The following is a 13,625-nucleotide window of genomic DNA, read 5'->3' as shown; positions in this document are numbered from 1 at the left end:
CGCTCGGCTGGGAAACCCCAGCCGAGCGCCTGCATAAACTGCTCGCGGCCTGAACAACCGACCACGTGTTGCAACGACCGCTAGAAACCGCCCGGCCTCCGGCGGGGCCGTCCGGTCCGTCCGGTCCGCCCGGTGGGGGCCGTTCGGCTGTGCGTCGGCCGTGCCGGATTGTCCGCTTTGCGATGTAATCATTCCCATGATCGGATCAGTGCTGGTCCATCCCCCGCCCGGCGTCCCCGCGCCACGCCGGGAGCGGCTGCCGTGAGCCTGCTGCGGGAGAACCCCGTCCTCGCGCTGTTCACCTGCCTGGCGCTCGGCTACCTGCTCGGCAGGCTGCGCGCCGGACCGATCCGGCTCGGCGGCATCTGCGGCACGCTGATCGTCGCCATGCTGATCGGCAGCCGGCACGTCAGCGTCAACGCCGACGTCAAGAACGTCGCCTTCGCGCTGTTCATCTTCTCGCTCGGCTACATCGCCGGCCCCCAGTTCTTCGCCAACCTCAACGCCAAGGGCCTGCGCTTCGCGGTGCTCTGCGTCCTGGAGGCGGTGCTGGTCGTCGGGATGGCCTACGGCATCGGCACGGCCTTCGACCTGGACGTCGGCACCGCGGCCGGCATCCTGGCCGGAGCGGCCACCGAGTCGGCCGTCGTCGGCACCGCGCAGGAGGCGATCTCCAACCTCTCCGGCATCAGCGCCGACCAGTCCGCCCAGCTGCAGAACCACGTGGCCGCCGCCTACTCGGTCTGCTACCTCTTCGGCCTGGTCTCCATCGTGCTGCTGACCAGCCAGATCTTCCCGCTGGTCATGCGGATCAAGCTGCCCGACGCCTCCCGCGAGCTGTGGCAGAAGCTGCGCGGCGGCAAGGGCGCGCTGGCCGGCGACGAGCAGCCCGCGCTGCCCGCACTGGTCGGCCGCACCTACCTGGTCTCCCAGGGCGAGGGCTCCACCATCGCCCGGGTCGAGGAGGTCCGGCCGAGCCTGGTCACCGTCGAGGGCGTCCGGCGGGACGGCCGCACCCTCCACCCCGAGCAGGACTTCCGGCTGCGCCGCGGCGACCGGGTGCTGCTGGTCGGCCGCCGCGAAGCGGTCATCGACACCGGCCACGAGCTGGGCCCGGAGACCCCCGGCGTGCCCGGCCTGGACAGCCCGCTGGTGGTCCGCGACATCGTCCTCACCAACAAGGACTTCGTCGGTCGGACGGCGGGGGAGCTGGCCGCGGACCAGCCGTCCGCGACCTCCGGGATCTACCTGACCGACGTCCGGCGGGTCGACCAGCACCTGCCCGCGATCGCCGACACCGAACTGCACCGCGGCGACACCGTGACCGTCACCGGCGCCCGCTCGGCCGTCGACCGGTTCGCCGCCAGGGCCGGCGTCAGCATCAGCAAGGACGCCATCGACTACATCTACATCAGCCTCGGCATCTGCGTCGGCGTGCTGATCGGCCTGATCACCGTGCACGCCGGGGACGCCGCACTCTCGCTCGGTACCGGTGGCGGCTGCCTCGTCTCCGGCCTGGTCTTCGGCTGGGTCCGGGCCCAGCGGCCCACCTTCGGCGCCTACCCGCCGGTCGCCGCGCAGACCGCCAAGGACCTCGGGCTCTCCGTCTTCATCGCGGTCACCGGCCTGGCCGCCGGCCCCGACGCGGCCGCACTGCTCAAGGACCACCCGGTGCTGCTGCCGCTCTCCGGCATCCTCATGGTCACCGTCCCGGCGGTGCTCTCGCTGTTCGTCGGCCGCAAGCTGCTGAAGATCGAGCCGCCGATCCTGGTCGGCGCCATCGCCGGCCAGCAGTGCAGCACCCCGGCGATCACCACCGTCACCAACGTCGCCCAGAGCAGCATCCCGATGCTCGGCTACACGATCACCTACACCATCTCCAACTTCCTGCTCCCGCTCACCGGGCCGATCCTGGTCGGCATGCTGGGGGCCTGACATGACGATCCGTCAGCAAGGGCGCGCCCGGCGAGTCCGTGCCGGGTGCGCCGACAGGCCCCACAGGACGCGCCCCAGCCGCCCGCCCTCCCCGAGGAGAGTCGAGAACGCCATGACGAAGCCCAGCATCGGCCACGAGGAGATCCGTCGACTGGCCCGGCTCAGCCCCTTCGAGCTCAAGGCCGAGTTCGTCCGGCTCGCCGAGGCCTACCAGCGCAACGAGCCCGGGCAGAAGGACACGTCCACCGCCCACATGCTCAACGCCGGCCGCGGCAACCCGAACTGGATCTGCACCGGCCCCCGCGAGGCCTGCCTCGCGCTCGGCCACTTCGCGCTGGGGGAGAGCCGCCGGGTCTGGACCGCCGACGACCTCGGCGGCATGCCGGAGCGGTCCGGCATCGCCGGCCGCTTCGACGCCTTCGTCCGCAGCCACCCCGAGCTGCCCGGCATCGAACTCCTCCGGCGCAGCGTCGAACTCGCCGTGGACCGCTTCGGGTTCGAGCGCGAGGACTTCCTCCACGAGCTCGCCGACGCGAGCATCGGCGACAACTACCCCGTCCCCGACCGGATGCTGGTGCACGCCGAGCAGATCGTCCGCGGCTACCTCCAGGAGGAGCTGATGGACCGCCGGCCCGCGTCGCCGCAGCAGCCCGAGCTGTTCGCCACCGAGGGCGGCACCGCCGCGATGTGCTACGTCTTCGACTCGCTGATGAAGAACGGCCTGCTGCACCGGGGCGACAGGATCGCCCTGATGGTGCCGGTGTTCACCCCGTACATCGAGATCCCCGAGCTGGACACCTACGACTTCGAGGTGGTCGAGATCCAGGCCGACAAGCTGGTCGAGACCGGGGTGCGGGCATGGCGCTACCCGGCCGAGGAGGTCGCCAAGCTGGCCGACCCCGGGATCAGGCTGGTCTGCCTGGTCAACCCGAGCAACCCGCCCTCCCTGGCACTGTCCCGGCAGGTCACCGACCAGATCAAGGAGATCGTGGCCACCGCCAACCCCAACCTGGTGATCGTCACCGACGACGTCTACGGCACCTTCGTCGACGGCTTCCGCAGCCTGGCCGCCGAGCTGCCCCGCAACACCCTGCTCGTCTACTCCTACTCCAAGCACTACGGCGCCACCGGCCACCGCCTCGGGGTGATCGGCCTGGACCGGGACAACGTGATCGACGAGATGATCGCCGCCCTCCCGGCGGAACAGAAGGAGCGCCTCGCCAAGCGGTACGGCACCCTGAGCCTGGAACCCGAACGGATCCGCTTCATCGACCGGCTGGTCGCCGACTCCCGGCAGGTCGCGCTCAACCACACCGCCGGGCTCAGCCTGCCGCAGCAGGTCCAGATGGTGCTCTTCTCGCTGTTCGCGCTGCTGCCCGAGGGCAAGGCGTACAAGGCGCGGGTGCAGGGCATCGTCCGCCGACGGCTCGACCTGCTGCTGGAGGGATCCGGGATGAAGATCTCGGACGACCCCCGGCGGGCGGGCTACTACGTCGAACTCGACCTGCTGGCCGAGGCCGAGCGGGTCGCGGGCAAGGACTTCGCGACCTTCCTGGAGAAGAACTACGAGCCCACCGAGCCGCTGTTCCGGCTCGCCGAGCAGACCGGTGTGGTGCTGCTCAACGGCGGCGGCTTCGACGGGCCCCTGTGGTCCGTGCGGGTCTCGCTCGCGAACCTGGACGACCTCGACTACCTGAAGATCGGACACCACCTCCAGCGGATCTTCGCCGACTACCGCGCCGAGTGGGACGCCTCCCGGGCGTCCTGAGAGAGGTCACGACCATGCAGACCGAACCGCAAGCCGTGCTCTCCCCGCTGACCAGCGCAGCCGTCTTCCTGGTCCTCACCGTCGAACCCGGCCGCGAGGACGCCGTCCGCGACCTGCTGCCCGAGCTCGCCGGACTGCGCCGAGCCGTCGGCTTCCGCGCCCCCGAGGGCGCTCTCACCTGCGTCACCGGCATCGGCTCCGAACTCTGGGACCGCCTCTTCGCCGGCCCCCGCCCGTCCGCCCTGCACCCCTTCCGGGACGTGGCCGGCCCCCGCCACCGGGCCCCGGCCACCCCCGGCGACCTGCTGCTGCACCTGCGGGCCGAGCGGATGGACCTCTGCTTCGAACTGGCCGCGAAGCTCACCGAACGGCTCGCAGGGGCGGCCGCCGTCGTCGACTCCGTCCAGGGCTTCAAGTACTTCGAGGACCGGGACCTGCTCGGCTTCGTCGACGGCACCGAGAACCCGGAGGGCCGGGCCGCCGAACGCGCGGCCCTGATCGGCGCCGAGGACCCGGAGTTCACCGGCGGCAGCTACGTCGTCGTGCAGCGCTACGTGCACGACATGGACACCTGGAACGCGCTGAGCGTCGAGCAGCAGGAGGGGGCGGTCGGCCGTACCAAGCTCGACGACATCGAGCTGTCCGACGACGTCAAGCCCGCCGACTCGCACGTGGCGCTCACCGTGATCACCGGGCCGGACGGCGAGGAACGGCAGATCGTCCGCTTCAACATGCCGTACGGCACCTTCGGCTCCGCCGGCCGCGACGGCGAGGTCGGCACCTACTTCATCGGCTACGCGGCCGACCCCGGGGTGACCGAGGAGATGCTGCGCAACATGTTCATCGGCAACCCGCCCGGCACCACCGACCGGCTGCTCGACTTCTCCACCGCCGTCACCGGCGGGCTGTTCTTCGTCCCGACCGCCGACTTCCTCGACTCCCCGCCGCCGGCGCCGGCTGCTTCCGAGTCCGTCCCCGTCCCTGCGGCCGTTCCCGTGGCCGTCCCCGCTTCCGTGGCCGGTTCCGGGGACGGCTCGCTCGGCATCGGAAGCCTCAAGCAGACCCCCTGACCTGACAGACGACCTGACAGACCACCTGAACAGGACCCCGCACATGAACAACCTCCACCGGGACCTCGCCCCGATCTCCGCCGCCGCGTGGGAGGAGATCGAGGAGGAGGCCCGCCAGACCTTCAAGCTCCACATCGCCGGCCGCCGGGTGGTCGACCTCGACGGCCCCGAGGGCGCCACCCTCGCGGCCGTCGGCACCGGCCACCTGACCGCCATCGACCCCCCGACCGACGGCATCCAGGCCCGCGCCCGCGCCGCCCAGCCGGTGGTCGAGCTGCGCGTCCCCTTCACCGTCCGCCGCGACGCCGTGGACGACGTCGAACGCGGCTCCCGGGACTCCGACTGGCAGCCCGTCAAGGACGCCGGTCGCAAGCTCGCCCTGGCCGAGGACCGCGCCGTCTTCGAGGGCTACCGCGCCGCCGGCATCGACGGCATCCGTGCCGCCTCCACCAACCCCGCGGTCCAACTCCCCCTGGACGTCAGGGAATACCCGGAGGCCGTCAGCCGCGGGCTCACCGCCCTCCGCCTCGCCGGCGTCGGCGGACCGTACTCACTCCTGCTCGGCGCGGACGCCTTCACCGCGGTCAACGAGACCAGCGACCACGGCTACCCCGTCCACAACCACATCGCCCGCCTCCTCGACGGGGACATCATCTGGGCCCCGGCCATCGAAGGCGCCTACCTGCTCTCCGCCCGCGGCGGTGACTTCGAGCTCTTCCTTGGCCAGGACGCCTCGGTGGGCTACCTCTCCCACGATGCCGAAACGATTCAGCTCTACCTTCAGGAGACGCTGACGTTCCGGGTGTACACGGGAGAGGCGGCCGTCGTCCTACGCGCCTAGCACCAGATCGGCATCGAAGCGAGGATCTGGTGGGCGGCTATGCAGATGGACATGAACATCGCAATCGTGCTCTCTGTGCTCAATCGACGGTTTGGGCTCCCGGGGTGTCAGATTCAATCAGATGCCCGGCCCGGCGATCAAGCTGACGTTCTATGGTCGAACATTATGGCGATCATGATTATATGAATATCTGGACTTTAGGTCGGTTAATGCTGCGCGGACCCGTGCGGCTTCGTCTGCAATGTCGACCTGCTCGGCCAATGTGGCGGCAGCCGTCAGATGTGCGAGGGCGGCAGCCGGATTGCCGGCCGCCGCCTCGCAGAGGCCCAGGCAGCGCAGGGCGGCCGCCTGTTCGCGGGCGGCCCCGATGGATTGGGCCAGCTCCAGGGCGAGGGTGTGGGAGTGGTGCGCCTCCGTGTGCCGGCCGGCGGCGAGCAGGGCCTGACCAAGTCCGTTGAGGCTGTCGGCCTCGTGGCGGACGCTGCCGATCTCACGGAAGGTCGTCAATGCCGACCGGTAGAGCGAGACGGCCATTTCGAGTTCTTCGGGAATCGCCAGTGTTTCTGCCAGGTTGGTGCGAACCACGGATAGATCCAGCTGGGACATGAATGATTCGTCGATTTCCAGGATGAGTTCGAAGACGCCTCGTGCCATTTCATTTCTTCCGGCGCTGAGATGAAGTTCTCCGAGGTTGTTCAGTATTCGGAGTTCGAGAACCCGGTCGTCGAATTTTCGGGCCAGCGGCAATGCGCTGTTGTAGGTGGTGAGTGCCGATTCCGAATCCCCTAGCGACCGATGCAGGATGCCGATGTTGGCGAGGCAGCGTGCGACGTTCCACCGGTCGTTCTGTTCCTCTCGAATGGCCAGTACCTCGCGCTGGATCGTCAGGGCCTCGCGGAGTCGGCTCTGGCTCCACCGCAGCCGCCCGAGGAGGTTGAGCGCGTTCGCCGCCGCGTCCAGGTCGCCCTCCGTCCGGGCCAGGCCGAGGCCTCGTTCGAGGGCCTCGGCCGCGGACTCGTAGCGGGAGGCGTTGGCGAGCGTCGCGCCGAGGTCGATCAGTGCCCGCGCCTCCTGCCGGTCGTTCGCCTGCGACCGCCAGTGGGCTGCGGCTGCCCGGTGCAGACTCTGCGCCTCCCTCCAGTACGCCTCGGCGTCCAGGTGGCCCGCCAGGACATGGGCGAGCCAGGCGCCGCTCTCCGCGACGCCGGCGCGGGGCGCCTGCGCGGTCAGGGCGATCAGGGCGGCGTGTTCGGCCTCCAGCCAAGTCCGTGCCGATTCGGGTGAGTTCATCTCGATATCGGTCAACAGCTCGGCCAGGTGGTCGAGTTGTTGATCGCCCGGGAGCTCGGTTCTCGATCTGTGCGGATAGAGCAGGCGGTCCGCGCGGTCGGCGGCGTGCAGGGCGAAGCGGATCAGTCGATCGTCGGCCGCTTCCCGCTGATCCTTTTCCACCCCCAGAGCTGTCGCGAACTCCCTGAGGAGATCATGGAGTTGGTATCGTTCGGGTGCGATCTCCTGGATCAGGTGGCAGTTCAGCAAAGCCTCCAGAACCTCGTCCGTCTCATCGATCGTCCGTCCGAGCAGCGCCGCCGCCGCGTGCACGCCGAAATCCGGTCCCGGGTACAGGGCGAGCAGTCGGAAGGCCGATCGCTGGCCGGCGGAGAGGTAGCGGTACGACAGCTCGAAGACCTGGGCGATGTTGGCCGAGCCGGTGCGGATCTCCCCGAGCCGGCCGTTCGTCCTGGACAGGCGCCGGGCGAAGTGCCCGAGGGTCCAGGACGGGCGGCCCTTGAAGCGGCTGGCGGCGATCTCGATGGCGAGGGGCAGGTGGCCGCAGCGCTCGACGATCTCGATGATGCTCCTGGTGTCCGTGGAGCGCTCGGGGCCCACCACGTCGGCGAACAGGGCCACGGCGTCGTCCACCGTGAGCACGTCCAGGAACACCGGTCGGGCGCCCGGGAGTTCGGTGAGCCGCTGGCGGCTGGTGACGAGGATCAGGGCGGACGGGGCGGGTGGCAGCAGCGGGCGGACCTGAGCGGCGTTGGAGGCGTCGTCGAGTACGACGACGGCGCGGCGCGAGGACAGTTCCTCGGCGCAGAGGGCGAACACCTCGTCGGCGTCCAGTGGGATGGTGGTGGCGGGCACGCCCAGGCGTCTGAGCAGCAGGGCGCCCGCCGCCTCCGGGGTGAGCGGCGGTTGGTTGCCGACGTGGGCGCGCAGGTTGAGATGGACGTAGCCGTCCGGGAAGTGCTCGCGCATCAGGTCGGCGGCGTGCAGGGCGAGGGTGGTCTTGCCGACTCCGGGCATGCCGAGGATCGCCGAGACGGTGACCACCCCGCCCCGGGCGAGCCGGGTGTCGGGGCCGGGCAGGACACGGCGCAGGTCGTCCTCCCGGCCGATCAGGCGGTGCCGCCCGGGGACGTCCTCGGGCGGCACGGCCGCGGGGCGGGGGGTCGGCGCGGTCCCGGCCCGTACCGCCGAGCCGGGGAGCGGTTCGCCGTGCAGGATGATCTGGTGGAGCCGGGTGAGCTGTTCGCCGGGTTCGGTGGCGAAGTGGGCGTGGAGCAGCCGGGCGACGGCGGGGTAGACCGCCAGCGCGTCGGTCTGTCGGCCGACGGCGTAGAGCGCGGTCATCAGGTGGCCGGCGAGGCGCTCGTCGGTGGGGCGGTCCTCGCGCAGTGCGGTGAGCTCGGGGATCAGTTCGGCGAAGCGGCCGATGCGCAGGTCGATCTCGACCCGGCGCAGTGTGGTGGTGAAGTGCTGGTCGGCCATGGTGGTGCGAGTGGTCCGGGCCCAGCTGCCCGGCAGGCCGGCCAGGGGCTCGCCGCGCCACAGGCTCGCGGCGCGGCTCAGCACGGTTCTGGCCTGGTGGTCCTGCCCGTTCTCGGCGAGTAGTCCGGCTTGTTCGGAGAGGTCCAGATACAGGTACCAGTCAATCAGCAGGGGATCCGTCCGCAGAGTGTACGTATGCGATTTGGTGACGATCGAGGGCGGCTCCCGGAGCTCTGTCGCCGCCGTGCTCCGGGCGGCCCGTCCCAGCAGGGCGCGCAGATGGGAAACGTGGCTGTACAGGCTGGTCAGAGCGCTGGGCGGGGGGTCCTCGCCCCACAGTCGGTATGCGAGCGAGTCGTGGGAGAGCGGCCTTCCGACCTCCAGGGCGAGGGCGGCCAGCAACTGGCGCCGCTTGTCGGACGGAATGGCCAATGGCTCTCCGTTCACCGACAGTTCAACTGAACCCAGGAGATGGAACCTCAAGATGACGCCCCCCGCCGGTTGGCTACCAGCTTGCCGTGTCGCGGGTGAGCATCGCATGCACGTGAGGTAATCGGCCATACCACCGCAGGGTTCGGTGCCCATGCTTTTGGGAATTGTCTCGACGTGACGAAGCGTCATGTGATAGCGCCGCAGGGGTAATTCGTCCGAGGCCGGGGGGCCCAGTGACAGGATCGACCGTGGTCGGCGGGCGCCGGTGAACGACGTCAACCTGCCGTACGGAGTGGTGCGGAACTCGCTGGCCGGTGCCACGACGGTCGCCGGTCCGGTGGTGCAGGCCGGAACGATCCACGGCGGGCTGCACCTGCACGGTGCGTCCGCCCTGCCCACGCCCAGGCAACTCCCGCCCTGTCCGCGGCGGTTGATCGGGCGGGAGGCGGACCTGGAGGCGCTGGACCTCTCGCTGGCCCCCGACGCCGGGGCGGCGGACGTCACCCTCGTGGTGACCGGCCCCGCCGGGGTCGGCAAGACGGCCCTGGCCGCGCAGTGGCTGCGCGGCCTGGCCGGCCGCTTCCCGGACGGCCAGCTGTACGCGGACCTGCGCGGCTACGCGCCCGGTGGCCCCGCCGACCCGGCCGAGGCCCTCGGCGGCTTCCTGCGGGCCTTCGGGATCTCCCCGGTGCCCGGGAGCCTGGAGGAGGGGGCCGCGCTCTGGCGTTCGCTGGCGGCGGAGCGGCGGATCGCGGTGCTGCTGGACAACGCCTCGACGGCCGCCCAGGTGCGGCCGCTGCTGCCCGGATCGGACCACACGGTGGTCGTGGTGACGAGCCGCCGCCGGCTCACCGGGCTGGGCATCGACGGTGCGGTGTTCCGGCCGTTGGGCCCGCTCGCCCGGGAGGCCTCCACCGAGATCCTCGCCGCGCGGGTCGGCAGGCACCGGGTGGTCGACGAGCGCGCCGCCGCGGCCGAGGTGGTGGAGGCCTGTGCCGGGCTGCCGCTGGCGATCTGCCTGGCGGCGGCCCGCATCGCGGCGCGCCCGGCCCAGTCGCTCGCGGCGACGGCCGAGATGCTCGGCCGCGGTACCGACCGGCTGGCGGTGCTGAACGTGGAGGGGGAGACGGTGCGGGACCTGCTGGACGCGTCCTACGGCGTGCTGGAAGCGGAGGCCGCCCGGCTCTACGGGCTGCTCGGCCTGCTGCCCTTCGCCGAGTTCACCCTGGAGAACGCGGCCGTGCTGGCGGACGTGGACGTGGCCGGGGCCGATCGGCTGCTGGACGGTCTGATCGATGTGCACCTGCTGGAGGAGACCGGGCCGGAGCGGTTCCGCTTCCACGACCTGGTGCGGCTGCACGCCCGGGCGCACGGGGCGCGGGTCCGGGCGGCCGGGTCCACCGGGGCCGCGCTGGACCGGCTCGTCGACTGGTACCTCGCCTCGGCCACGGCCGCCGAGGCGGTCGTCTCGCCGACCCACCGCACCCTCGCCCGCGACTACCGCAGCCGCCCCGTCCATCCGGCCCGGGAGTTCGGGGGCGACGTCCCGGCCCTGGAGTGGTACGACGCGGAACGCGACCGGCTGGCGGGCGTCCTGCGCTGGTGCGGGGAACTGGACCGCCCCGCGGCGGCGTGGCAACTCGCGGACGCCATGTGGCCGTTGTTCCTGCGGCTGCGCCCGGCCCGGCTGTGGGTCGAGGCCACCCGGATCGGCCTGGACGCGGCCCGGGCGGCCGGTTCCCGCAGCGGCGAGCTGCGGATGCTGACCGACGGCGGGAACGGACTGCGGAACGCGGGGGAGGGGGAGGAGGCGGCGCGCTGGTTCAGCGAAGCCCTCGTCCTCGCCCGGGAGCTGGGCCGTCCGCTGGTGCAGGCGGACGCGCTGTACGGGCTCAGCCAGACCCACCGGATGGCCGGCCGGCTGGACGCGGCCGCCGAGTGCCTGCACGAGGTGGTCCGGCTCCGCGAGGCCGAGGACTACCTGCGCGGTTCGGCGCTGGCCCGGCTGGCGTACGGCGAGGTGCTGCTGCTGGCCGGCCGGGCGGCCGAGGCGGTGGAGCCCGTCGAGCGGGCGGGCCGCGAGCTGGCCTCGATCGAGGACGACTACGAGGCGGCCCGCGCGACGGCCTTCCTGGGCCTGGCGCACGGCCGGCTGGGTGCGTACGAGCGTGCCGAGGCCCATCTGGAGGAGGCTCTGGCGGGGTTCCGGGCCCGGCTGTCCGCGCACTGGGAGGCGCGGACGCTGGAGTTCGCCGGGCAGGTCGAGGAGCTGCGCGGCCGACCGGACGCGGCGCGGGCCCGGTTCGAGCAGTCCAGGGCCCGGTACCAGGAGGTCGGTGCCGCGGCCGAGGCGGCCAGACTGGCCGACCGCCTCGCCGCGTACGGTGTGGACGGCGCCGTCACTCCCTGTCCGGGCGAACCGGAGGCGTGAGCCGGTTCCACCCGGAGCCCGGGGTGCGGCACCCGGCGGCGCTGACCCGGTCGAGTTCGTCCAGCGTCCGTCCGGCCGCCAGCCAGGCGTGCGCCAGCGAGCCGAGGGCCGGCGGCGGGACGGGCCCGCCGCCCGGACCGGAGGCCCGCAGGACGAGCCGTTCCCCGGTCCGGGCGAGCACCAGCACCGCTCCCGGACGGTGTTCGGCCGTGGCCACCGCACACCCGGGGTGCGCGGAGAGCAGTCCCGCGAGCCGTGCGTGGGCGTCCGCCGCCGGAACGGGACCGAGGTGCAGCACGTCGGCGTGCCGGCGCCAGCGCAGGCCGCCGGGCTCGGTGAGGTCGAGCACGAGGTGCTCGTCCACGAACCCGGGCCCCGGCCGCTCCGCCGCCGTCGTGGCCGCCGGGTCGGCGGCCAGCAGCCCGTGGCGGACACCGGCGGTGGACGTCACCCGGGCCTCGAACAGCGCGGTTGCCGAGCCGTCGCGCGCGCCGGGGCGGACCGGCGCCAGGCGCACCGTGTGCAGCGCGGCGGTCATCCGGCCCGCCGCGCGTCGGCCGCCGCGATCGCGTCCAGCGGTTCGGGCAGCGGGAGCGGTTCCGGATCCGGGGTGTGAGCCGGCTGGCCGAGCCCGAGGACGCGGTACAGCAGCCGGCGGGCGTTGCGGTCGAAGCGGCCCGGTTCGGAGCTGATCCGGTCGGCGATGGCCGCGTAGTCCTCCGGGCGGTACTGCTCGGCGGCGTAGGCGAGTTGGCCGGTGAGCGGGTGTCCGGGGGCGAGCGCGGGGGCGGTCCGGGCGAGCTGCGCGGCCGGCGAGCGCGGGTTGACGTGCCGGTGCGGGTACTCGGCCAGCAGGACGGGGACGCCGGTCATCGCGCCGTACAGGGTGACCGAGCCGTGGTCCCCGATGACGAAGTCGGCGGCGACCAGCAGCGGCCGCCAGTCCGTCTCGGGCGGGATCACCGTGACGGCTCCCCGGGTGGTGGCCTTCGCCCAGGAGCGCACCGCGTAGGCCGAGTGCTGGGCCGCGATGTTGGGGTGGGGCAGCAGGACGGCCCGGTAGCCGTGCCGGGGCAGTTCCGAGGTCAGTCTGGGCAGCACGGCGTCGAGCCGGGTGAAGAGCGAGCCGTCGCCCCAGGTGGAGGAGACCAGCACCAGCTTCTCGTCCGGCCGCAGCCCCAGGGCGCTCCGGTGGTCCTCCCGGTGCGGCAGTGCCGCGGAGATGCGGTCGTAGCACGGGTCGCCGACCACTTCGGCGATCGGCAGGGCGTCCGGGCAGCCGCGCCGGAGTTCGAGCAGTTCCTCCTCGTGGGCCAGGGCGAACGAGGTGGGGACGAGCCGTCCCTCCCAGTAGAGGTAGTCCCGGCCGAGCCCGATGGCCGCCCGCTCGCCGTCCGGGGCGCTGTGCCGGGCCAGCTTGATGTTGCCGGCCCCGTGCGGCAGCCGGACGACCGGGCCGTGCAACTGCTCGATCCCCTGGGAGCCGGCGGCCAGGATCAGGTCGAACTCGCGCCGGACCGCCTGCTCCCACGGCAGTACGGTGCCGCCCAGCGCCCGGAGGATCTCCGCGGCGCCCCCGTTGAACATGTGCGGTGCCACCGTGAACTGCACGTGGACCCGCAGGTCCGGGGCGAGCAGCGAGTAGAAGTCGTGCAGCCGCTTGGCGTACACCATGGTCTGTGCGACCACGAGCACCTCCTTGCGGTCCCGCAGGGTTTCCCAGGGCCCGTTGTTGCTCCAGGGCGCCGGCGTCCGTCGCGTTCCGTCCGTCGTGGTGATGTCCTGTTCCCCGTGCACCAAGGTCATCCTTCTCCCCCTCCTTGATCCCAGGTTCGGGGCCGTTCGCGGGCCCCGGGGTCGATGCTCCCCGGGGCGTCTGGCGGATTCCATGACGCGATCTGGTCGGTGCTTGCGGAAACCTTGTGTCCGCTTCCCGCGCCGCCGCCCGGCCCCCGGAGCCGGGAAGGGTACTGAGTTCCTTTACGAGGGGTACTGAGTGCCGTATTCTCTCCGTGGAGCCTCTGACGCCAGTCGAAGAGAGCCGACACGGTATGCCGGTCCAGGTGGTGCTTGCGGTGCGCGGGCCGCGCCGGGCCGGACTTGGCACTCAGTACCCTCGGCATGCCTGAGGCCATGGATCCAGTGCACCCGTGCACCCGTGACAGGAGAACCACTCATGAGCTTGAGGATCGTCGTCTGTGTGAAGCACGTCCCGGACGCGACGGGTGACCGTCGTTTCGCGGACGACCACACCACCGACCGGGAGGGTGTGGACGGCCTCCTGTCGGAGCTGGACGAGTACGGCGTGGAGCAGGCGCTGCGGATCGCGGAGGCGAACGAGGGCGCCGAGGTGACGGTGCTGACGGTGGGGCCGGA

The 13,625-nt window shown here is 71.9% G+C and carries 8 protein-coding genes and 1 pseudogene; 6 read left to right on the top strand and 3 right to left on the bottom strand.

What is annotated here, in order from left to right:
• Window positions 1-261: 261 nt before the first annotated feature.
• From aspT to ACFWJ4_RS38445, 4 genes are all read left to right on the top strand, one after another.
• On the top strand, window positions 262-1,935 hold the full coding sequence (gene aspT / locus ACFWJ4_RS38460; RefSeq protein WP_380553253.1) for an aspartate-alanine antiporter: 1,674 nt from the start codon (window positions 262-264) through the stop codon (window positions 1,933-1,935).
• Between the two features lie 112 nt (window positions 1,936-2,047).
• On the top strand, window positions 2,048-3,703 hold the full coding sequence (locus ACFWJ4_RS38455; protein ID WP_380553251.1) for a bifunctional aspartate transaminase/aspartate 4-decarboxylase: 1,656 nt from the start codon (window positions 2,048-2,050) through the stop codon (window positions 3,701-3,703).
• Between the two features lie 14 nt (window positions 3,704-3,717).
• The gene (locus ACFWJ4_RS38450; protein WP_380553248.1) at window positions 3,718-4,773 is read left to right on the top strand and encodes a Dyp-type peroxidase; all 1,056 of its coding nucleotides are present in this window, start codon (window positions 3,718-3,720) and stop codon (window positions 4,771-4,773) included.
• Between the two features lie 43 nt (window positions 4,774-4,816).
• Complete coding sequence (locus ACFWJ4_RS38445; RefSeq protein WP_380553245.1) at window positions 4,817-5,614, top strand: family 1 encapsulin nanocompartment shell protein; 798 nt, start codon at window positions 4,817-4,819, stop codon at window positions 5,612-5,614.
• A 150-nt stretch (window positions 5,615-5,764) separates the two neighbouring features.
• On the opposite strand, the gene ACFWJ4_RS38440 is transcribed toward ACFWJ4_RS38445, so the two are convergent.
• Window positions 5,765-8,818: a tetratricopeptide repeat protein gene (locus ACFWJ4_RS38440; RefSeq protein WP_380553242.1), complete on the bottom strand. Its 3,054-nt coding sequence runs from the start codon at window positions 8,816-8,818 to the stop codon at window positions 5,765-5,767.
• A 265-nt stretch (window positions 8,819-9,083) separates the two neighbouring features.
• Between ACFWJ4_RS38440 and ACFWJ4_RS38435 the strand changes: the two genes are divergently transcribed.
• Window positions 9,084-11,249, top strand: coding sequence for a tetratricopeptide repeat protein (locus ACFWJ4_RS38435; RefSeq protein WP_380553240.1), 2,166 nt, complete (start codon window positions 9,084-9,086; stop codon window positions 11,247-11,249).
• Here the strand turns inward: ACFWJ4_RS38435 and ACFWJ4_RS38430 are convergent.
• Together ACFWJ4_RS38430 and ACFWJ4_RS38425 are read right to left on the bottom strand one after the other, a co-directional pair.
• Window positions 11,218-11,787: a hypothetical protein gene (locus tag ACFWJ4_RS38430; RefSeq protein ID WP_380553237.1), complete on the bottom strand. Its 570-nt coding sequence runs from the start codon at window positions 11,785-11,787 to the stop codon at window positions 11,218-11,220. The two genes, ACFWJ4_RS38435 and ACFWJ4_RS38430, sit on opposite strands and share 32 nt — an antisense overlap.
• Entirely contained in the window at window positions 11,784-13,055 is a 1,272-nt protein-coding gene (locus tag ACFWJ4_RS38425; protein ID WP_380553235.1) for a hypothetical protein, read from the bottom strand. Before ACFWJ4_RS38425 ends, ACFWJ4_RS38430 begins: the two co-directional genes overlap by 4 nt.
• 370 nt (window positions 13,056-13,425) lie before the next feature.
• Between ACFWJ4_RS38425 and ACFWJ4_RS38420 the strand changes: the two are divergent.
• Window positions 13,426-13,625, top strand: a pseudogene (locus tag ACFWJ4_RS38420) (electron transfer flavoprotein subunit beta); the annotation flags it as partial.

The sequence above is a fragment of the Kitasatospora sp. NPDC127067 genome (genome assembly GCF_042724755.1).
Lineage (GTDB): Bacteria > Actinomycetota > Actinomycetes > Streptomycetales > Streptomycetaceae > Kitasatospora > Kitasatospora lactacystinica.
Note: the sequence above shows the minus strand (reverse complement) of the source record. Positions and strands in the feature narration are given on the sequence as shown.